The sequence below is a fragment of the Endozoicomonas sp. 4G genome (genome assembly GCF_023822025.1).
In the GTDB taxonomy this organism is placed as follows: Bacteria; Pseudomonadota; Gammaproteobacteria; order Pseudomonadales; family Endozoicomonadaceae; genus Endozoicomonas_A.
The window spans coordinates 3,524,773-3,547,099 of the sequence record NZ_CP082909.1; the positions used below are offsets into that span (position 1 = coordinate 3,524,773).

Sequence of the window (22,327 nt, forward strand, 5' to 3'; positions counted from 1 at the left end):
CCGTAAACACTGCAAATAATTGACACGAATCGGGGAATTAATCGCTTCCCTGGGGAATGCCAAAGATCTGTCGCCACGACATTCTGCCGGAGGTCTGGGAACGGTAATTCAGTTCGTGGCTGCTGATACTGCCTCCGGCACCCTGAATAACGGTTGTTCTACGGCCTCCGACCCCCTGATGGATAACCGGAGATGATGCATAACCCAGCCCCAGATTAAGCCTTTTTATGGAAAGGGTATCACTGGTCTGATCGCCTTGATCCTGCTCGCCCAGAATGGGATCGGGTGATGCGGTTCCCGTCTGGTAATGCAATCCCAACAGGGCACTGGAGCCATCCACCCGGCAACTGTCTGCTGATGGCGTGTATTCAGAGAACAGAACCATTGACAACAAGCGGGAAGCCGGGGTGGTTACCCGTCCGGCAGGAATAACACCGCCCCCCCTTAAATCAAGCATCCAGCCACTTCTGGCGGCAATGACTGACTGCAGCGCAGTAAAGCTGCCGACAGTCGAGGAGTCCACTGTAAAGGCTACATTGCCAGTGCTGGTTTTTTTATTGACGGTACCGTTGGTGTAAACCTGAACATCCGTGGTATTGACCAGATCTGACAAAGACACTCCGTTGTAAGTTAAGGCACCGTTGCTATCCTGTGGTTCCCTGAAACCATAAAAAGACTGTGTTTGTGTAGTGCGATTGTCATCATACGTCAGAAGCCTTCCACTCCCCACATAAAGCCAATGATGGCTTTTGTCTGAGACCACAACAGGCGCAGCTGAAACCGGCTTCCCGGTATCAAGAAGCGTTGCCATGGTTGAGTCGGCCAGGGTACCTTGCATACGCAATCTCAGAATTTTGCCGCCCAACGTCGCTGTGCTGGTTTCAATCGCCCCCAGATAAACTGCATCGTCCTGATAATCCCGATCCCAATCGACGGCGGTCACATTGCCTCCGTACGCCTGAGCAATCCCTGAGTCCACGGGCGCCATCCCCGTCACAAAAGCTTTACTTTTCAGGTCATAAACAAAGAGTTTCAGATTCTGGTTACTCGATCCATCATCCAGTGCCGCCCGGATTCCCGATTCCCCGCTACCCATGGGTCCTGAAGCAAATACCAGATACCATTCATTCGTCGTAGGTGTTTGACTCCAGTCATCTTCACCCTGACTGTCTTTGGCAGCCACACGACGTTTTACCAGTGTCGGACGAGACGTGGTAAAGCCCAGTTCCGGGTGGGTGATTTCCGCCAGAAGTTCAGGCGGTTTCTCTGGATTAGTAATATCCAGCACTACGTAGGCAGAGCCTAATGCTTTGCTATTCCCGCCCACCGTCACGTCGTAGTGCCCGCCACCAAGACGCATACCCATAACCAGAACGGTACCCCAGCCTCCGGGATAGTCACTGTCATCACGGTCAAAAATATTAGCATCAAAGGTTACCGGCTCTGCATCCATATAATAAACATGGGGATAGTCGGGCTCTCTTAACCATTGCAGATGAGGCAGCAGATTCATGGGCGTATAAGCCCAAAGTTCCGAGCCCAGTGGATGGCTGACTTCGCCATTATTACCCGTGACGTTATAGCCATAATGACTGCCATCCCGGAAGCCTCCGTTAAAAGCGTGGATCATGCCATCATTAGCCCCGACGTAAAGCACGTGCCGACGGTTTTTGTATTGGTTATAAAAGCTGGCATAGGTGGTATCGGAATAGAGGGCGTCGAACCGACTTCCGGGAGCAGACACTAGCTGTGGGGTTGAATGAATAATATCACCCAGACGCCAGACATCATCCTTTCCATCTGCGTCGTAATCAATGGTTCTTGGACGAGTTCCGGAGAGTTCTTCACCGCGAACATAGTTGATGACCTCGCTTACCTTTGAAGCTGAAACTCCCAGGTAACCTTCAACGCCACTGAATGTATCAGGCGTCAGTGGCAGGGTTTCACCGGTATCGACGACGCCATCACTATTTTCATCCAACCAGGTCAGGATATGTCGGCCACCCGAAGCAAGGGAACTGAATGTGCGTTGACCAGTGAGGTTGGAAAGACGGGATAATTGATCTCTGGCATCCCAGACCGTATCCAGCCGACTCAGAGACTGTAACGCACCGTCGGGCAATAATGTCACGCCTGAATCTGAAGTGGAATATCGCTGAAACAGGGTCTGGCTGGAGTTAGGGTCAGAAATCAGCTCTACGACTTTATCGACAGAGTAATCATCAAGCCTGTCATTACCATTGCTGTCTTCCCGGAGCAGCCCTTTACTGTCGACAAAGAGGGCATGAAGCATTCCTCCCCAGGAAATTGTCTTGCCGTTATACTCCATAGCGGGTTGAAACAGCGCCTGATAGAGCACACCGGTACCGGTCTGACTGTTGGAAAACAAAGCTGCATTAGTGGCAGAAGACACCCTGCTGACGATATCCTGCAAAACTTTTCCCAACTGAGCGTCTAACTGACCGGGATTACGGGCGAAGTAATAGTTGTCAGGTAAACCATCGGGGCCCATCGAACCTGTGGTATTATTCCGGCTGTCCCACTCACGGTCATCATCTGAAATCCCGTCGCCATTGTTGTCGTAGCCTGGCGTACCATCACCATCCAGATCGACAAAACCACCGTACTTGGCTGCAAACCAGAGCGGCTTTTGCAGCAAACCGGCAGCGTTACCATTGGCCGTAAAGTTATTCACTTCAAAATGCGTCTGCCCTTTGTAGACAAACTCATTTTGTAATCCATCGTCGTAAGTACCGGTCATTGTGTAACTGAATCTCAGGTTCAAGTCGGCATTAACGCCGTCCACCTGCACAGCCATTCGTACCTGGTCACTGCCAAAACCCCCCATGTTTAAGGTTGAATCTGAGGTGGCTTGGCACTGGGCTCCCACACAGAACTTGATGCGTGAAGAAGCATCATAATCAAAGTCACTGCCCCAGAGAGAGTCTTCCCAGGTAAACAGCAAACTGCCTTCTACAACCTCGCCTTCAGAATTCAGTACGGTATGCTCTACCACCACGTCAACCAGTGTGCAGTCGCTTCCGCTGCCAGAGAAACTCGTTCCCGAGCCAGAGTTGGAACTGGTATGACAAACCGGTTGGAAAGTGACAGGCTTGCCACCCGCACTCAGGGTAAAGCTGGGAATACTTTCTGCCAATTGGATGGAATAGGTTGTGACTTTCTGCACACCATCGAGAGTGCGGTTCAAATCCGTCTGGTTGCCATAAAAGGCCAATCCGGACACCTGATAACTTCCTTCCAACTGGGGCAATTCCGGACATAGTCCCCTGGCTTCTGATAAGCCATTAAGATACTTGGGTGTACATTGTCGTGTGCTATCCGTCCCTCCCACCAGATAGTTACCAGCGAAGTTGTTGTTATATTCAAGCTGACCCACTTCATCGGTTTTACTGTTCACACTGGCAGTGCCCGACAGGCCGGGCAAATCGGCACTGCTGGCGAGTTCGTCGGCATCAAAAGAGTTCAACCCGCTGGACAACAGAATAATGGAACAGTTAGCACAGGCGTTGGCCGAGGTGACAGGAGCAACCCAGGACTCGGTAGCGAGACCCGGCACAAATTGATGATCAGCACGGGTGTCAAAGGCACTGGTGGGCGATGACTGACCGGCAAAGTATCTCAGGGCCTCCAGATACATTTCAGCCACTGGATTCCCCCAGTTGCTGCAATGTCGATTTGAATAGGTTGAACGCCCGGATTTAAAGGCATCGATAGAAATACCATAAGTGCTGCAATCGGTATATTTATTCTGACTGTAACTGTACCTGGCTATTCTGAAACGGTTGATATGCTGGATAATGCCATTGACAGAACCGTTAAAAATACCGGTAGAGACGTCTACTTCATCATCAGAAGACGACAGGTTGCCGCCAATTTTAGAGATATTTCTACGCAGCAGGCCGCCAGAAATATTCTTGTCGTAACTGCCGCTGATCAGGCCAAAGCGAATACTGCCGTCTTCACCATAGCGTTGCAGCAATCCTGCCGGTTTGGCATTGCCATTGGCGTATTCCCTGCAACGATCCGATGTTGCTGCATCTTTAGCCGTTACACAGGATTCAACCCGAACTGTGTTTTCTGCCAATTGATCACTGCTGGCAGGGCTGTCGGACGCATCCCACTGACACTGAATCATATCCGTGGATGCCCAGCGTGGCCATTGACCGCTGGCAATACGAACCTTTGGCTCACCATTTTCAGTGGTCGCCAGGTTACAGAGACTCACGGACCCCGTGTAGGGCGTCAGGCTGGAAAGATCACGACCACTGTACACTTTGACAAAAGCATGAATATCCCTGGGTAAATAGGCTCTTTCAAGAACGGTCAGTGATGCCGTATCAATAGCGCGTTTACCACCGAACAGCACCTTCCTCAGAACATCCATTCGGCTCATGGTGGCCCAGTTCAGAAAGTTACCACTCCAGGGTGCACCCGGGGTATCACAGTAATGACCATTGCTACCGGTGGCCTTTGTAACCGGTGAAAATCGACTATCAGCCGAACGGTACGAATAACACCAATGGCTGTCGAAATACCCCAGGTACGCAAAGCTGTCTTTATACGTCACATCCAACTGGCCATCACCATCCAGATCCGAGTAATCCGGATACGCTTTTTTAAACAGCTCGTGATCAACCGACATGACCAACATAACCAGAGGTTCCGAGCTACGACTTAATAGCGGCGGCACCGAAGAATAGAGATTCGATGAAGGTTCAGCAGATGCTAAAGTGGACCAGACTGACAACACGGACAGGCTGTTTATCAGTATTTGTCTTATTTTCATGACCGCACTCCCTGAGCTAAAAAACTCTGCTAGTCATTCCTCTTATAAGTGGTTTGCAGCATGACCCGGGCATCCGTGGAGCCACCTGTTGCCAGTACGGTAATTCGGTAAAACCGCGCCCAGTCAGCAACACTGGCCGGGTCAGGCACAGGACCAGAACTTTCCCTGGGTAGATAACACCGGAACTCAACAATGTATTTGGCCTGTGCAGCAATACCATCCAGTTGGATGGCCGTGGTCCGATGTTTTGAAGAGCTTGACCAGACGGACTCATCTTCCCAGGGCCTGTCGGTGCCATTTTTACAGGTTCCGACCTCGGTGCTTTGAGAGCCACTGAAACAAAGCCCATTGCTACAATCCGGGTTAAAACTGGCCAGTGAAAAAACAGTATTGGCAACGTAGCTTTCAGCCTCAAGTACCGCTACTTCTGCCGAATGAAATGCCAACTGCTCATTTCGGAAGTTACCGGTCATTTTCTCTTCCAGGCTGGTCATTCGAATGGAAGTAATACCGGTTACCGTGAGAATCAATAGCAGTACCAGACTGACCAGTAAAACGCTTCCCTGCTGAGACTTCATCGGACTCTTCATTGAGTGATCCTCACTGCACCATTCGATTCCGCAATTCCATGGTGATCACAAACGATCGGCGTAAAAAATGATCCGTCGGTGTTATACGGCTTCCGGCAAAAAAATAGGACTGAGGTATGTCCGTCACTTCCTGGAAACTCCTGACCAGTAACTCCATCCGGACACTGGTTACATTTCGCCAATCGAGACTGAATAAGCCTATATCTGAAGCAGTTCGGTACTGATTAGCAATGCCATCGGCATCACTGTCATAGCCATAACGCAGGCTTAAACCTTCTACACCTTCAATGAGCGCTTCAGCCGAATTAATAGCTCCGGAGACCGTTTCACCGGCAAATCTGCGATATAGATTGGGCACACCATTGCTGTTCCTCAGGTAGTAAACGACAGATGACAGAGGAAATAACTGTGAGCCCGCATGACTTTCAACCCTTGCATTGACGGCGGATGTCGCACAATCATAGGCACCTCCCAACCGGTTGGTGCAGTTGTACAAATTGCCACTGGCAGCTGATTCATGAGAGACCGTTGAGCCGATGGTATTGGTACCGGCTCTGAAAACGGAAATACCCTGACAGTCAGAGCGAACTGCAGCCAGAAGGTCCCCCGGATCAAAACCATGAAGCGCCGACAACGTCATGCTGGCCGTTCCGGTATCATGGCGGGTGACACTCAGGCCTCTTTCCTGATCAACCCTGTGAATGACAATACTCTCTGAAATGGCATTGCGATCGACGCTGGAATGATTGGCCAGGGGGATACCCAGAATGCCCTTATCAAAATGAGCCATCCAGGTGCGGTCATCCTTGTTGGGAAACACCGCATTGGCAAGATCCGCGCCGGGAGGACAACCGGTAGAGCCTGCCATACGGATATCCCGGGCGATTAAATCAATGGCAAAGCGGGCATTTTCCTGAATGCGGGAGAGCTCATCCTGAAGCATGTAGGTTCGGTTGGCACTCAAAAAAAGCTGCCCAATACCCGCTATAAGCACCAATCCAAGCAGCGTGGCCACCATCATCTCTACCAGAGATAACCCTGCTTGCCTCAACGCCTCTCCCCTCATAATGCGCTCCTCAACACCACTTCACGTGCAGCCCGGGCACTATGGGAATCATTGAATTTCAAAGTAATGACATAAACACGGCCTGAGGAAGTATTTTCTATCGCAATAGAGCCTGTGGCATCGGGCAGCTGACAAGCCATCTGGAATTTCCATTGCTGCACATCATAGATGGCTAACTGGGACTCGTTGCAGGTGGCAGATTCACAACGATCAATAAAATCAGTCGTGGTACAGCCAGCAGCTACATACTCTGCTTCAGTGATAACGTAATCATTGCCACTGGCGGCGATTGTTTTATTGGCACGAATACGGTCCATCATATCGTTGACAATAATCACCGCCTGGGAGCGCAGATAGGCAAGCTGGTTATGCTGAAGGCTTTTGGTTTGCAGGCCCGCCATACCTAATACACCGACGGATATCACCAGCAAAGCCACCATGACTTCAATCAGGCCGACTCCCTTCTGGCGACGGTCAGCATGGGGGAAGAAACACTGCTTTAGTCGTTCATATCGGCTCAGGTTGCGTGTAATTCCTTGCATACGCACCTCATTAATTATCGCAGTCTGATCAGTTGCACGTTCCCGATTCTGACACCCTTGCTCTCCCGGTGAGACTCAGAACTATCTGCCTGACAGCAAAGCCACTGGAACTGGCTTCGCACAAAGTAAAAGTGCCTGCCCTATAGGCCTGTCCATGATAGTTAAAACCCAGTGTGCTGCCATTATTCCACTGCATGGAAGCCAGATTATCGGTTTCCTCAAAGACCCGGATTAACTGATCCCCCGCATCCACCACACCGTCGGCATTGCCATCGGCAAACACCAGCCATCCCGTGCTCCAGTCAGTCAGTGAATTATCACACCCTGAGCCGTTATCGGACTTGCAAATGGAAACAGAACTTCGTCGTTTAATAGCCTCACTTCGGGCCAGCAACATACTGACGAAAAGAGTCTGGGTAGCGGCTGCGACACGACGATCAGCCAATAAGTCTTTCAAAGAGGGGACGGCAACAGCAATAAGAATGGCAAATACAGACAGTGTGACCAGCATTTCAGGTAGCGTCATCCCTGCCCTGCTCAGCCACTTTCGACCCGGTCCGAACACCATAATCAGTTCCTTGCATCGATGCTTGAAGAAGAAGGTTTCCCAACGCCTTACTGCACCTTAGCTGTCCCTGATAGCAAACCGTAGAAGCGCCTTATCAAAGCCGGATAGCAAGATCAGTTCAACCGACCAGTGGTAAAAACCCAATCACTCCACAAACATCTCAGCCGTCATAATATGACTCTGACCTGGTTCCAACTCAACAGGAACCTGGGGCAATGTGATGGTTTCTACACAAACCATGGTTTTATAATCATCGGTAGGCACATCGTGCATTTGTTCTGCTCGAATGGGTCCCGGATTCCAGACAACGGTGCCATTGCTACCGGATTTTTTGATGGTAATTTTTCTTCTTAAACCGGGGTCGTGAAGGATGCAGGTTTCGGTGTCATCAATATAGGTTCTGTCCACTTCAGTGCGGATGATCACATCTCCTTCCTGGATACAGGCTTTGCCATCGTCGGTCTCATCCAGATAACGCTTTCCATCCAGCCCTTCAACCCGGATCAGATCTGTGTTTGAAACGGTGAAATAGGTATGCAACGCCTGACTAATTTCAATGTTGTTTGCTCCGGTATTCACCGAGGTCAGACTGATTCTTAGTGTTTTGCCAACAATAACCTCTATGCTCAGGTCTGCCTTCCCATGCCATTGCGGAATACTGTCAATGGGTAAAGACAACACCACCCGAGTCTCATCAGTGTCCAGCGTTTCACTCAATTCCAGTGTCCAGAGTACCGTGCGGGCAAAACCATGATTGGGGCCTCCCTCCTTGCCAGAACCGAACCACGGCCAGCAAACAGGGACACCACCACGAATCGCTTTACCCTCAGTCATGTCTGCCAATGGACTCATCCAGAGAACCGGTTCCTGAGCTCTTGGCTGATAACTTAAAACCTGCCCACCCAGCAGGGAAATCGTGGCTTTGGCAAAAGGGTTGTCAATTTCAAGAACAGGCACAGCGCCCATTACTCCCGGTTTGGTAGCAGAATTCATTCGAACAGTCATAACGAAACTTCGTGAGGGTGATAAGGGAAACGTCCTAAGTAAACTTTATTAGAAAGCCCGCTATCGTGAGCCTTCGGAAACATCAGGCTTCTACAATCCGAAGCTCTTTTGGCATGGTAAAAACAATATTCTCTTCCTTACCTTCCAGCTCTTCAGGTGCCTGGGCGCCCAGTTCAATCAATCGATTGATAACACCTTTCACCAATACTTCGGGGGCTGAAGCCCCTGCAGTAATACCCAGGCTTTGTTTGCCTTCCAACCACCCGGGTTGTATATCATCGGCCCCGTCAACAAGGTAGGCTGAAGCCCCTGTTCTTTCTGCCAATTCCCGAAGGCGATTGGAGTTGGAGCTGTTCACAGAACCCACCACAAAGACCGCATCGCATTCAGAGGCCAGAGCCCTCACGGCATCCTGACGATTTTGAGTGGCGTAGCAGATATCGTCCTTCCGCGGTCCTTTAATGTCAGGAAACCGGGTTCTCAGGGCATCAATGACTTTGGCAGTATCATCCATGGACAGCGTCGTCTGAGTGACGTAAGCAAGATGTTCCGGATCTTTCACTTCCAGTTTCTGAACGTCGTCTTCTGTTTCAACGAGGTACATCTTCCCGCCTCCGGACTCGTCGTACTGACCCATGGTACCCTCCACTTCGGGATGACCATCGTGACCAATGAGAATACACTCCATACCATCACGGGAGTAACGCACGACTTCCATATGGACTTTTTTGACCAGCGGACAGGAAGCATCAAAAACTTTCAGACCTCGACGCCCAGCCTCTGCTTCGACCGCTTTCGAGACACCATGTGCACTGAAAATAACAATAGAATCATCCGGTATCTGATGAAGCTCCTCGACAAAAATGGCACCACGATTTTTGAGATTTTCTACCACAAACTTGTTGTGAACGACTTCGTGACGCACGTAGATAGGAGGCTCAAAAACATCCAGAGCCCGGTTTACAATGTCAATAGCCCGGTCAACACCTGCACAGAATCCCCGGGGATTTGCCAGCCTGATTTTCATGCCTGTGTACCCTTGTCTGATGTATGAAGGTCTGATGTATGAAGGTCTGATGTCTGAGCGGCCTGAGTGATATTCAGAACTTTCACTTCAAACAACAGTTCTTTACCTGCCAGTGGGTGATTGAAGTCCACTTCAACGTGGCTGTCGGTCAGACCAATAATGACGCCAGCCAGCTCGGAATTGGCGGCATCGGCAAAAGAAATGACTAAACCTTCCTGCAACACCATATCACCCGAGAAGCTGTCTCTGGCAAACTCCCTGATATTATCAGGGTTGGGCATGCCAAAAGCACCGGCGGGAGGAACTCTGAAACTGCCCTGGTCACCCTCAGACAAGCCATAAATAGCCTGTTCAAAGCCCCGGGGCAGGTTACCATCCCCCACGACAAAGGTGGCAGGCTGGCCATCAAAATTACTGTCCACCACTTGCCCATCTTCCAGTTTCAGGGCGAAGTGCAGCGTTACCTGCCTTCCAGGTCCTACGACAACATCAGACATTGTTTTTCTAAACCCGCTTTCGAAAAGTCCGTTCATTAACAAAGACAACAACCAAACCGTGAAGGATTTCGACCAGATAATTTCAGTTCTGGCTGGTCGGTCGCGACCGGAAGATATCCAGAATTAACATCGCTGCACCGATGGTGATGGCTACATCCGCCAGATTGAAGGATGGAAAATACCAACCCTCGTAATACACCAGCAGGAAATCCACAACGTAGCCATTGGTCACCCGGTCATAAAGATTACCCAGTGCGCCTCCCAGTATCAGGGCCATTGCGCACGCCTCCCAACTTTCCCCTTTCTTCATCCGGGAAAGCCAGACAACCAGCATCAGACTAACGACAGATGCCACACCCACAAAAAACCACCGTTGCCAACCGCCCTGATCACTTAGAAAACTGAAAGCAGCACCGGTATTATAGGCCAGAGTCAGGGAGAAAAAGGATGGAATGACAGGCACTTGCTCGTAGAGATATAAGCTGTCTACTATGCGGTGCTTGACCACCTGATCCAGAATCAGAACCACTCCGCTAACCCACAACCAGTGGAGCATTCCCCAGGATTTTTTTCTCATACGATTGAGGCCCTTTTAATCTGTTTTAGTCAGTCCCGGTTAAATCTTATGCCGAGTCGTATAACTCCCGATATGGTTACAAACCGAGATAGACCATCGACGATACCTGCAAAAATGCCCGAACACTGTCGGGCATTTCTGACTCATGATGATGAATCAGGCAAACTTCCTGACTTCACCTTCACCATCAACATTTTCAACACAACGCCCGCAGAGTGTCGTGTGGGCTTCGATAGTGCCAACGTCTTCACGACGGTGCCAGCAACGATCGCACTTCTCATGCCCTGACTTGCGAACGGCCACCTTCAGACCTTCAACACCGGTATCAACCGCATTCACAGCTTCCGACAAAGGCTTCAGTTCTGCCTTGGAAGTAATCAAAACAAAGCGCAGCTCATCGCCCAGCCTGCCCAGCATTTCCAGTAGTTCGTCATTAGCATGCAAGGTTACTTCTGCTTCAAGTCCGCCACCGATCACACTCGCCTTACGAGCATCTTCAAGCGCCTTGTTGACGGCGTGTTTGACGGTCATAACGGAGTTCCAGTAATCAACACCCAACTCATCACCTTCCAGGCTTTTCAGGCCCTCATACCAGGTTTCCAGCAAAACAGACTGACTGCGCTGGCCGGGGATAAACTGCCAGATCTCATCGGCAGTAAAGCTGGTGACAGGAGCAATCCAGCGGACAAAGGCTTCAACAATATGGAACATAGCGGTCTGACAGCTGCGACGAGCCAGGCTATCTGACTGGGTCGTATATTGACGATCCTTGATGATGTCCAGATAGAAACCGCCCAGATCCAGAGAGCAGAAATTATGGACTTTCTGGTAAACGTTCAGGAAGTTGTAGCTGTCATAAGCGGCGATGACTTCTTCCTGCAATCTCATGGCACGATCCACTGCCCAGCGATCCAGAGACAGCATATCCTCCCAGGCCACACAGTCGGTGTCAGGGTTAAAGCCGTTCAAGTTAGACAGCAGGAAACGAGCGGTGTTACGAATACGACGATAGCTGTCTGCCGTGCGCTTGAGGATTTCATCAGACACGGTCATTTCTGCGGTGTAGTCGGTTGCTGACACCCAGAGACGCAAAATATCCGCCCCCAGAGATTTAAATACTTTCTGAGGAGCAATGACATTACCCAAAGATTTAGACATCTTACGACCATTGGCATCTACCGCGAAACCATGGGTCAGGAGCTGCTTGTAAGGAGGCTCACCTTTGGTCGCAATACCGGTCTTCAGGGAAGACTGGAACCAGCCACGGTGCTGGTCAGAACCTTCGACATAAATATCCGCCGGTGAACGCAGACCTTCGCGACGACCCAGTACCGAGTAGTGGGTGACACCGGAGTCAAACCAGACGTCCAGGGTGTCTGTCACCTTCACGTAGTGTTCAGCATCTTCCGCGCTTAACAGGTCAGCTGGCTGTAGATCAAACCAGGCGTCCATCCCTTCCTGCTCGACTTTCAGAGCCACTTTTTCAATCAGGGCAGAAGTCTCAGGGTGCAGCTCTTCGGTTTCCTTGTGAATAAACAGAGCAATGGGCACGCCCCAGGTACGCTGTCGGGAGATACACCAGTCAGGGCTCTGGCCCAGCATGGACTCCATACGACTTCGCCCCCAGTCCGGAGTAAACCTGACATTATCCAGCGACTTCATAGCGGTGTTCAGCAGGCCTTCTTTTTCCATGCTGATAAACCACTGCGGGGTTGCCCGGAAAATCAGGGGGGTTTTGGTTCTCCAGCAGTGTGGGTAACTGTGCACCATTTTGGCCTGAGCTAATAGACGACCTTTCTCCTCTACCGCTGCGACCACTTTTGGATCGACCTTGTAAACGTGCTCACCGGCAAACCGTTCAACATGGCTGCGATAAATCCCGGCATCATCCAGATAATTCAGTGTGCCAATGCCGTACTCTTTGCCGACATTAAAGTCATCCACACCATGGTCCGGTGCAGTATGGACACAGCCGGTACCGGCGTCGGTGGTGACATGATTACCCAGGATCAGCGGGATTTCACGCTGGTAGAATGGATGGGCGACTTTCTTGCCTTCCAGCCGGGTGCCCAGACTGCGGGCAATGATGGTGTAATCTTCAATGCCATAACGTTGCATGGCCGACTCAACCAACTGTTCACCCAGAATCAGTCGTGCAGGCTGATCGTTAACCTGGCACTGAACCAGCGCGTAACCCAGTTCTGCCCCCAGTGTCACCGCCTGAGAGGATGGCAGAGTCCATGGCGTTGTGGTCCAGATAACAATGGCGACTTCACCTTCACCCTGCTCTTTACCTTCACTGTGCTCTTCACCTTCACTGTAAAAGTCAAAAGCTGACAGCAGATCCGCTTCGTCCAGGGCAGCATAGCGCACATCAATCTGGATAGACGTTTTTTCCTGGTATTCTACTTCCGCCTCGGCCAGTGCAGAGCCCCCGACCACACTCCAGTAAACAGGCTTATAACCTTTCACCAGATGACCATTGTCCGCTATTTTACCCAGCGCGCGGATAATGTCGGCTTCGGTCTGGTAATCCATGGTCAGGTAAGGCTGATCCCAGGTACCCAGAATACCCATGCGTTTGAAGTCTTCACGCTGACCATCCACTTGCTTGGCAGCGTATTCACGGCACTTGGCACGGAAGGTTTTAAAATCAACCTTGTCACCCGCCTTGCCCAACATGCCTTCTACTTTGTGCTCAATCGGCAGGCCGTGGCAGTCCCAGCCCGGCACATAGGGAGCGTCAAAACCACTCAGGGTTTTGGACTTGATGATCATGTCCTTGATGATTTTATTGACCGAATGACCGATATGAATATCACCATTGGCATAAGGAGGGCCATCGTGCAGAATGAACTTGTCACGACCTTCAGATACTTTGCGAATCTCTTCGTAGAGCGCTTCGTCATACCAGCGCTTGAGCATTTCAGGCTCACGCTTTGCCAGATTTCCACGCATTGGGAAATCAGTCTCCGGCAAGTTCAATGTAGGCTTATAGTCGGTCATAATTGGATCTCATCATCACGCGTCTTGCGGGCCAGACATATGCGGGCCAGACATACAAGTACTCGGCCATACGGAATCGCCCACAAAAACCATCCCAAATGTTTTAAGAAAACCGTCCGCAAGCCTGGAACGATATTTCCCATCAATGTTTTTCGCGACCTGTTCCATCCGGGTCTTCAGGTGTAACAGGTGGTCAATCCTGCTTATTGATGAAAGAAGCTTCTTGCTGCCTCTACATCCTCAGCAATCGCAGCCTTGAGGGCACCCAGCGATTCAAATTTTTTTTCACTGCGGAGCTTTTTCAGAAACTCAACCCGCAGAGTATGGCCATACAGGTCACCCTGATAGTCCAGAAGGTGCACCTCCAGCATGGCACGGGCAGCACTCACGGTGGGCCTGACACCCAGGTTAGCGACCGCCTCATGACTTCGACCATCAAGCCACACTCTGACTGCAAACACGCCCTGTATGGGCAACGTCCGTCGACAGGTACGTATATTGGCCGTTGGAAAGCCCAACTGCCGGCCCAGTTGCTGGCCCTTAATAACACGCCCTAACATGGTGAAAGGCCGTCCTGATAGTTTCTCTGCTGCTTCCAGGCCCACATTCGCCAACTGCTCTCGAATCCGGGTACTGCTGATACGATCCATATCCATGGATACGGTTCGGGTATCGCACACCTCGAACCCGAACTGATCGCCCATCTTTCTCAGGTGCGCAAAATTTCCCTGCCGGTTCAGTCCGTAACGGAAATCATCTCCCACTATCAGATAGCGTATATCCAGCCCATCTACCAACACCTTCATAACAAAATCATCCGGTGTCAGGTTTTGCAGTTTCCGATTAAAGGGCAGGCACAACACCTGATCAACGCCTGCTTCCTGCAAAAGAATCAACTTTTCTCTCAGACTGGAAAGCCTCGGTGGCGCCTGATCGCCCTGAAAATATTCCCGGGGCTGGGGTTCAAAAGTGATCACACAGACCCTGACACCCAACTCAAAGGCTTGTTGTCGCAGTGTTTCCAGGATAGTGCGGTGACCAAGATGAACGCCATCAAAGTTACCTATAGTCGCAACACAAGCGCGATGCTCCGGTCTGATATTGTGCATTCCGCGAATCAGCTGCATTAGGCGGTTTATTCTCTGTAGGGCTGGCAAAGGCAGGGATTATATCTCAGGTGCGTTTTGGACTTAAGAGCCATATTCATCAAATCACTGCTCTTTTTTCCCGAATTGGCTATTTTCCTCACAAAAGCATTAAAAAAGAGAAATCTGGCAGACGATAAAAAGCTGCCCGCCAGACCTTGAGCATTCTTGAGCATTCTTGAGCATTCTTGAGCATTAATGCCTGAAGTGGGCAGGACGCACCCCGCCGATCAAGAGTGCCACGCTATAAACAGCAAGCCCGGCACTGACCACTTTCGTCATTTCAAAAACTCTCTGCCAGAGCGTTGCATCCAGCCACCAGAGAGCATCATCCGCCATCCAGAGCAATAACAGCGCCATCGCAAGATTGGCAAAGATTAAACGCACGCAAAACAGCCACCAACCTGACTGAGGTACAAATACTCCAGAACGCTTCAAGCCCCAGAATAATAACCCGGCATTTAAAAAGGCTGACAGGGTAGTGGCCAGAGCCAGACCCGCATGTTTAAGCCAAAAAACCAGCATCAGGTTAAACCCCATGTTGGCCACCATCGCGATAATGGCGATCTTGACCGGAGTCTTAGTGTCCTGACGGGCAAAGTAGCCAGGCGCCAGCACTTTAATCAGCATAAAGGCGATCAGACCCAGAGAATAAGCCCTCAGACTCATACCTGCCATGATCACATCCCGGTTCTGCATCTCTCCATAATCAAATAGCGTTGCCAGCAGAGGCTCTGACAGAATAAACAGCGCAATGCCCGCTGGAACACCAATCAACAACACCAAACGAATCGCCCAGTCCAGGGTTCTGGAAAACTGGTCTCCGGCGTCTTCGGCATGTTTACGAGAGAGGCTGGGAAGAATCACTGTGGCAATGGCGATGCCAAAAACACCCAGCGGCAGCTCTGACAAACGGTCAGAGTAATACAACCAGGAAACACTTCCGGTTTCCAGAAAAGATGCCAGCACGGTATCCAGCAGCAAATTGATCTGACTCACAGAAACCCCGAACAACGCCGGAACCATCAGTTTCATGATTCGTCTCACACCTTCATGCTGATGCCCCCATCGAGGCACAGGCAACAGACGAATTTGCAATAAGAAAGGAATTTGCAGTAACAACTGCGAAACACCGGCAATCACCACTCCCCAAGCCAGAGCCATGACCGGCTCAGCAAACCATTGTGACAGGAATACAGTGGAACCTATCAGACTGAGATTCAGCAGAACCGGGGTAAAGGCGGGCACCGCAAACCGGTTGTAACTATTCAGAATGGAGCCTGCCAGCGCCGTCAGCGATATCAGCAACAGGTAGGGAAAGGTAATCCTCAACATCTCTCCTGCCAGCAACAGTTTTTCAGGATAGTCCGTGAAACCCGGAGCAAACAGGCGAATTAACAGGGGAGAAGCCAACATACAGATCAGCGTCACCAGCAGCAACAAACCCGCCAGGGTACCACTGACCCGACTGAGCAAATAGCGCACTTCATCAAAGCTGCGCTTGCTTCGATACTCTGACAACACGGGTACAAACGCCTGGGAAAAAGCCCCCTCAGCAAACAGCCGACGAAGAAAATTTGGAATCTTGAAGGCGACAAAGAACGCATCCGCCGAAGCTGTGGAACCAAAGTACCCAGCAATAACCACATCCCGGGCCAACCCCAGAACCCGCGAAAGCATGGTCATAATACCCACAACCAGGCTTGATCTCAGCAAACTGGGCGACTGACTCTCTGGCGCACTCTTCTGGGTGCTCTGTGATGGGTTCTCTGTGGACATTCAGGTCGCTCAAACGATCAAAAACTGATAATGGTACTGAGTTGTTAAAACCATTAACAGCATGAAGAAGCCTTATTGACAAGTCCTGTCCAAATAGGCATGATTCCGCGACTCGACTGTATGGGTATGGCACTGTTGAGACCCTTGCCCGGGGGATTCATCCGTGACGCGGCAAACACCATACTCCCAACAGGGTGCCCGAAGCAGCCCTGTTTAAAAACAGTGCAAACGGTTATCAAGATTCTTAGGAGCACCACAAATGGCTAACTCTCCATCCGCCAAGAAGCGCGCACGTCAGGCTGAAAAGCGTCGTAGTCACAATGCTTCCCTGCGTTCCATGGTTCGTACTTCCATCAAGAAAGTTGTTCGCGCCATCGAAGCTAAAGACGCTGACCTGGCTAAAACGGAATACACTGCGGCTGTGCCCGTGATCGACCGCATGGCCGACAAAGGCATCATCCACAAAAACAAGGCTGCTCGTCACAAGAGCCGTCTGAATGCACAGATCAAAGCTCTGAGCGCATAATTACCAACCCTTCCATAGCAGGGTATTTCAAAAAAGCCGGTTTTTTTTACCGGCTTTTTTTATGCCTATACAATTTGAAACTTAGAATTCACAACTATACTTCCGCATTGTTTCTTCCTCACCCCTCTCAACGAGGACCTTAATCATGCGGCATGTTTATTCGTTACTCTTACTCGCTTTCACTTGTCTGACAGCAACATTCTCTTATGCAATACCTACTCAACAGGAATTCACCTTGGTGTTTTGCGCCCCAAAAGGCTCATCGGCTGAAAAGGTCGCCGAAATGGGAATAGCCAAATTCGACTACAAACTGAACCCCGTCGAGGCTGCCGCAATCGTACAGGAGAAAATATCTGACTACCCTTTGCTTCCTAACGTCGTCTGCACTGGCGAACCATCAAAGATCATAGACAAAGCCAACATTGGCAAAACCCTGAGCACCAACGATAACGACCTTGAAACCGTCCAGAAGATCAAAGATGCCTTTGCGAAGACGGAAACAAAGTCCAACAGATTCCGCAGAGGGATCTATGAGTTTACTTACCACACCATCCCCCCGGAGATGACAAAGGAAATCTTCGGCTCATCAGCGGAGGCGAAGGAGCAAACCGGTTCCGGCTTGTCCAGCGGTGGCATCAGCGACTGTTTGAGCAAAAATACCGGCACACTCCTGCTGCTCCCCCCCATGGCATTCGCTGCAATTGGTGCCTCTGAATACACCATTTACTACGTTATGGTACTCGCCCTGGGTGTTTCATTTCATCAAACAGGCATCTGGAATTCACTCACCATCCTGACACTGAATACCGCTGGTATCATTGCTCAGGCAGGCCTTCTCTATCAACAAAACAAGGGAGCTGAGTTTGAGGATACCTGGGACACCGGAGGATACAATCTGGACGCAGTGAAAGAAGAGTACCACAAGCTTCGAACTGCCAAAGCAGACCATGAAACCTTACCAACAACCTCATGGGCAGTCCTGAACCAGCAAGTCGCCATCACTGCTCTTACGTTCAACTCCATCAAAGTGGCCGCGGCCAAATATATAGGCCTGAGCACAAGCAATGCCCTGGGCGTTTCATTTGGCCAAGCCGCTTTCAACATTCTCTTTGAAGGCTTGACAGGCTCCCCCCTGGAAGACCACATCCCCATTTTCAAATACAATAAAAAATACGGCGCAGCCAATGTCAGAAACTGGCCCTATTACGGCAAAAGGTTTGTCGTCAGCAACTTTTTGATCATTTCCTGGGCAGTCAAACAAACAGGGTTGATTGCCAGCCAAACGGCCTGGGCGGGCAAACACTTAACAAAAGCGGTATCTTTTTTCTGGAGAAAAAACAAGAAGGATTAACAGTATAAAAACCGGGATCAGATCTTCACGATCTGATCCCACGCTCAACTCAATGACCGGCAAGCACCATATTGTCTCGATGCAAAAGCTCAGGCTCACCGGAATAACCCAACAGCTCACCAATCTTGTGACTGGGTTTGCCGATGATCTTGCGGGCATCATCAGATCCATAGTTAATCAAACCACGAGCCACTTCGTGACCAGACTCATCGACACAGGCCACCATTTCTCCCCGCAGAAAGCTCCCCTCTACAGCCTTGACCCCAACAGCAAGAAGACTTTTGCCCTGATTTTTGAGCACATTCACCGCCCCTGAATCCAACACCAGCCTGCCTGACGTCTGCATATGCCCCTGTAGCCACTGCTTGCGTGCCGCCAATCGCCCATGATCCGGCGTGAGCAACGTTCCTAAAGCCTCCTGCTCAACAAGGCGACGGATAACATTCTCAATCTTGCCACCCACGATCACCGTAGCCGCACCGGAAGCCGCAGCCTGGCGAGCTGCCCGAAGCTTGGTTTGCATGCCACCACGCCCCAGGCGACCACTGCCGCCACCCGCCATAGCATCCAGGACCGAATCCAGCGCCCTGGCCTCAGTCATCAATCTCGCAGCAGGGTCTTTACGAGGGTCTGCGGTATACAAGCCATTCTGATCCGTCAGAATCACTAAAACATCGGCCTCCACCAGATTAGCCACGAGCGCACCGAGGGTATCGTTATCACCAAATCGAATTTCATCGGTCACAACCGTATCGTTCTCGTTGACGACGGGCACCACCCCCATGTCGAGCAAGGTTCTCAAGGCACTGCGGGCATTCAGGTAGCGTTGGCGATTACTGTGGTCGGGATGGGTCAGCAACACCTGGGCAGGTTGAATACCATGCCTCTGAAAGCTTCTCTCCCAGGTTTGAACCAGTCGCGTCTGCCCTACGGCAGCTGCCGCCTGAAGCTCATTCAAAGCGGTGGGTCGCTGCTTTTTCCCAAGCTTTTCCATACCCGCCGCTACCGCTCCGGACGACACCAAAACCAGCTCAATACCCTGCCTGCGCAGTTCGCACAACTGATCAACCCAGCCATCAATCTGATCAACCGCCAGACCACGCCCTTCATCCGTTAACAGCGCGCTACCTATTTTGACCACCCAGCGCCGGGCTGTTTTCAGCCTGTTGCGCTCACTCATACCAATCTCCCGAACTTAAGGTGCGTAGAACACCTCAATATCATCATCATCGTCGTGATCATCATCGTCTCGAGCCGCTTTTTCAGCCTTTCTGGCCAGACGCTGCTGCTTTCTCTCTTCTGCCAGTTCGCGCATACGACCCCGGGCTTCTTCTTCCAGCTTCTGACGAGCCTCTGCTTCCTGGGCAGCCATTTCAGCATCTTCACTTTCCTGAAGATTACGCTCTTCAATGTAAGTCATCAGATCCTGAGCCAGCTTTTCTGTGCCCTGGGAAGAGATGGCAGAAATCTTGTAGACAGGCCCTTCCCAGCCCAGCTCTGCCACCACCCGATCACAGACCTCCTGCTGCTGATCTTCCGGCAACAGATCGAGCTTATTCATCACCAGCCAACGCTCACGCTCAGCCAGAGCCGGACTAAAACGCTGCAACTCATCCACAATAGCCCTGGCAACCTGCACAGGATCGCTCTCATCGAACGGTGCCACATCGACCAAATGCAGGAGTACACGGCAACGTGAAAGGTGTTTGAGGAATCGAATCCCCAGACCTGCACCTTCGGCGGCGCCCTCAATCAGACCGGGAATATCAGCAATGACAAAACTGCGATGTTTTTCCACACTTACCACACCCAGGTTAGGAACCAGCGTGGTAAAGGGATAGTCTGCCACTTTCGGCTTGGCATGTGAGACTGAGCGGATAAAGGTGGACTTACCGGCATTAGGCATACCCAGGAGACCGACATCGGCAATCACCTTAAGTTCCAGCCTGAGGGAACGCTCTTCGCCCAGAGAACCTTTGGTAGTCTGCCTCGGAGCACGGTTAACGCTGGATTTAAAGCGCGTATTACCCAGACCGTGCCAACCACCCTGGGCTACCTGCAACTTTTGACCCACGTGAGTCAGGTCACCAATAACCTCTTCTGTTTCATCATCGACAATCGTAGTGCCCACAGGCACCGGCAATTCCAGGTCCTGCCCCTTGGCACCGGAGCAATTGCGACCACGACCCGGCTCACCACTTTCCGCCTGATAGCTGCGCTGATAGCGATAATCCACCAATGTGTTCAGGTCGTTCTCAGCAACCACGTAGATGCTGCCACCGTCACCACCATCGCCACCGTCAGGGCCGCCCTTGGCAACGTACTTTTCACGTCTGAAACTCAGGCAGCCATTGCCACCTTTGCCAGCCTGAACCTTAATGGTGGCTTCATCGACAAACTTCATTCAAAACCTCCCGCAGCAATGACTTCAAACGGTCAATGCCTGCAGATAAATACTTACCCAGATGCCTGCAGCAAAAGAAAAGCATTGATCTCCAGACACTCAACCTCAGGAGTCTACACCACTCAATTGACTTTACGCACATACAAGAAAGCCCCGCCAAAAAGCGGGGCTTTTCTAGGAGCCTGACCGAGAATAGCTGCCCTACTGCGGCGGCAGCAAACTGGTCTGAAAATCCGCTTTTGTTCGTCAAATAGCTAGCTATTCTCCTCACAAAACCGAATTTTCATCCTCAATTTTCTGCCGTCCTCGCTACGGGCGCTATTCTCGGTCAGGCTCCTAGGCGTTCCCCTCAACCAGGGGTAAACACCAAAAGTACTGTTACGCAGCTTCGATGCGAACGTACTTACGCTTCTGAGGACCTTTAACCTCAAAAACAACCTTGCCATCAGCCTTGGCGAACAGAGTGTGATCTTTGCCAATACCGACGTTTTCACCCGCATGGAATCGGGTACCACGTTGACGAACCAGGATATTACCTGCAGTCACTACCTGACCACCGAAACGCTTAACGCCAAGGCGTTTACTTTCTGAATCGCGACCGTTACGAGTAGAACCACCAGCTTTTTTGTGAGCCATGCTGCTCTCCTTTTAGCTCGGTCCAACAGCCGGCTACCACACCAGATGCAGACCTTAGAAGTGTTTAATGAACTGTTTCCAGCCCATCAGCTACGCCTTTTAAAAAAGGCCTGGTATTAGCCAGCAATGCTGGTAATTTTCAGCTCAGTGAACCACTGACGGTGGCCCATCTGCTTGCGGTGGTGCTTACGACGCTTGAACTTGATGATCTTGATCTTTGGACCACGACCGTGAGCTACAACTTCAGCAGTAACCTTGGCACCTTCAACAACAGGAGCGCCGATTTTGACTTCTTCACCGTCAGCGATCAGCAGAACGTCGCTGATGTCCAGGTTCTCACCTGCCGCTACGTCCAGTTTTTCAACCTTCAGGGTTTCGCCTTCAGCAACACGGTACTGCTTGCCGCCAGTTTTGATAACTGCGTACATATTTATCTCCGAAAATCCTAAATAGCCTCTTTGTCAAAGGCATCCGGCGAGATCAGGACTGACCTTCAAAAGAATCAAGCCGAGGTACTCAGACCGGAATTTTTAATACTATCTACGTCTATCTGATCATCACTTCCAGATGGGCTGCGCCGCATAAGCCTCCGGTCAACTCTGAAAACAGAGCCCAAAGACATGACAAAATGGACCACGGCCCGGATTCTCAGCCAGATTGTAAGACAGGGGCGCAAATTCTAAGGAATTGCAACCCGGCTGGCAACCCCGTTTTGTTCATTATGATCCGAGGATTAAAACGCGAAATAAGCCCCAGGGTCATACAGCTATTGACAGTCAGGCGGCCACTACCTAGGATGCT

18 protein-coding genes are annotated in these 22,327 nt (G+C 50.9%); 2 read left to right on the top strand and 16 right to left on the bottom strand.

Going from position 1 to position 22,327, the window contains the following annotated elements; translation table 11 throughout:
* Positions 1-37: 37 nt before the first annotated feature.
* The 12 genes from K7B67_RS13765 to murJ all read right to left on the bottom strand — a co-directional run bounded on the left by K7B67_RS13765 (position 38) and on the right by murJ (position 16,609).
* Positions 38-4,807 carry a PilC/PilY family type IV pilus protein gene (locus K7B67_RS13765; protein ID WP_252176444.1) on the bottom strand — a complete coding sequence of 1,590 codons (4,770 nt, stop codon included), beginning with the start codon at positions 4,805-4,807 and terminating at the stop codon, positions 38-40.
* A 29-nt stretch (positions 4,808-4,836) separates the two neighbouring features.
* Positions 4,837-5,397 carry a PilX N-terminal domain-containing pilus assembly protein gene (locus K7B67_RS13770; protein ID WP_252176446.1) on the bottom strand — a complete coding sequence of 187 codons (561 nt, stop codon included), beginning with the start codon at positions 5,395-5,397 and terminating at the stop codon, positions 4,837-4,839.
* Between the two features lie 10 nt (positions 5,398-5,407).
* A complete protein-coding gene (locus K7B67_RS13775; protein WP_252176448.1) occupies positions 5,408-6,463 on the bottom strand; it encodes a PilW family protein in 1,056 nt (351 codons plus the stop codon).
* Positions 6,460-7,005 (bottom strand): type IV pilus modification protein PilV, encoded by a 546-nt coding sequence (gene pilV / locus K7B67_RS13780; RefSeq protein WP_252176450.1) that lies wholly within the window; start codon positions 7,003-7,005, stop codon positions 6,460-6,462. Before pilV ends, K7B67_RS13775 begins: the two co-directional genes overlap by 4 nt.
* A 28-nt stretch (positions 7,006-7,033) precedes the next feature.
* Positions 7,034-7,573 carry a GspH/FimT family pseudopilin gene (locus tag K7B67_RS13785; protein ID WP_252176451.1) on the bottom strand — a complete coding sequence of 180 codons (540 nt, stop codon included), beginning with the start codon at positions 7,571-7,573 and terminating at the stop codon, positions 7,034-7,036.
* Between the two features lie 144 nt (positions 7,574-7,717).
* Positions 7,718-8,578: a D-hexose-6-phosphate mutarotase gene (locus tag K7B67_RS13790; protein ID WP_252176452.1), complete on the bottom strand. Its 861-nt coding sequence runs from the start codon at positions 8,576-8,578 to the stop codon at positions 7,718-7,720.
* Between the two features lie 82 nt (positions 8,579-8,660).
* Positions 8,661-9,605 carry a 4-hydroxy-3-methylbut-2-enyl diphosphate reductase gene (gene ispH, locus K7B67_RS13795; protein WP_252176453.1) on the bottom strand — a complete coding sequence of 315 codons (945 nt, stop codon included), beginning with the start codon at positions 9,603-9,605 and terminating at the stop codon, positions 8,661-8,663.
* Positions 9,602-10,102, bottom strand: coding sequence for a peptidylprolyl isomerase (locus K7B67_RS13800; RefSeq protein ID WP_252176454.1), 501 nt, complete (start codon positions 10,100-10,102; stop codon positions 9,602-9,604). Before K7B67_RS13800 ends, ispH begins: the two co-directional genes overlap by 4 nt.
* A gap of 82 nt (positions 10,103-10,184) precedes the next feature.
* On the bottom strand, positions 10,185-10,679 hold the full coding sequence (gene lspA, locus K7B67_RS13805) for a signal peptidase II (RefSeq protein WP_252176455.1): 495 nt from the start codon (positions 10,677-10,679) through the stop codon (positions 10,185-10,187).
* Between the two features lie 156 nt (positions 10,680-10,835).
* Positions 10,836-13,685, bottom strand: coding sequence for an isoleucine--tRNA ligase (gene ileS, locus K7B67_RS13810; RefSeq protein ID WP_252176456.1), 2,850 nt, complete (start codon positions 13,683-13,685; stop codon positions 10,836-10,838).
* A gap of 203 nt (positions 13,686-13,888) precedes the next feature.
* Positions 13,889-14,812, bottom strand: coding sequence for a bifunctional riboflavin kinase/FAD synthetase (gene ribF, locus K7B67_RS13815; RefSeq protein ID WP_256484458.1), 924 nt, complete (start codon positions 14,810-14,812; stop codon positions 13,889-13,891).
* 213 nt (positions 14,813-15,025) lie between these two features.
* A complete protein-coding gene (gene murJ / locus K7B67_RS13820; protein ID WP_256484459.1) occupies positions 15,026-16,609 on the bottom strand; it encodes a murein biosynthesis integral membrane protein MurJ in 1,584 nt (527 codons plus the stop codon).
* Positions 16,610-16,868: 259 nt separating this feature from the next.
* On the opposite strand from murJ, the gene rpsT reads away from it, so the two are divergent.
* Together rpsT and K7B67_RS13830 are read left to right on the top strand one after the other, a co-directional pair.
* Entirely contained in the window at positions 16,869-17,135 is a 267-nt protein-coding gene (gene rpsT, locus K7B67_RS13825) for a 30S ribosomal protein S20 (protein WP_252176461.1), read from the top strand.
* A gap of 235 nt (positions 17,136-17,370) precedes the next feature.
* Positions 17,371-18,486, top strand: coding sequence for a hypothetical protein (locus tag K7B67_RS13830; RefSeq protein ID WP_252176462.1), 1,116 nt, complete (start codon positions 17,371-17,373; stop codon positions 18,484-18,486).
* A gap of 49 nt (positions 18,487-18,535) precedes the next feature.
* Here the strand turns inward: K7B67_RS13830 and proB are convergent, their stop codons facing one another.
* The 4 genes from proB to rplU form a co-directional block, all read right to left on the bottom strand.
* Positions 18,536-19,666, bottom strand: coding sequence for a glutamate 5-kinase (gene proB / locus K7B67_RS13835; protein ID WP_252176463.1), 1,131 nt, complete (start codon positions 19,664-19,666; stop codon positions 18,536-18,538).
* A gap of 15 nt (positions 19,667-19,681) precedes the next feature.
* Positions 19,682-20,890: an Obg family GTPase CgtA gene (cgtA, locus tag K7B67_RS13840; protein WP_252176468.1), complete on the bottom strand. Its 1,209-nt coding sequence runs from the start codon at positions 20,888-20,890 to the stop codon at positions 19,682-19,684.
* A gap of 378 nt (positions 20,891-21,268) precedes the next feature.
* Positions 21,269-21,526: a 50S ribosomal protein L27 gene (gene rpmA, locus K7B67_RS13845; protein WP_252176470.1), complete on the bottom strand. Its 258-nt coding sequence runs from the start codon at positions 21,524-21,526 to the stop codon at positions 21,269-21,271.
* Positions 21,527-21,642: 116 nt separating this feature from the next.
* Positions 21,643-21,954: a 50S ribosomal protein L21 gene (gene rplU, locus K7B67_RS13850; RefSeq protein WP_252176471.1), complete on the bottom strand. Its 312-nt coding sequence runs from the start codon at positions 21,952-21,954 to the stop codon at positions 21,643-21,645.
* Positions 21,955-22,327: the final 373 nt, after the last annotated feature.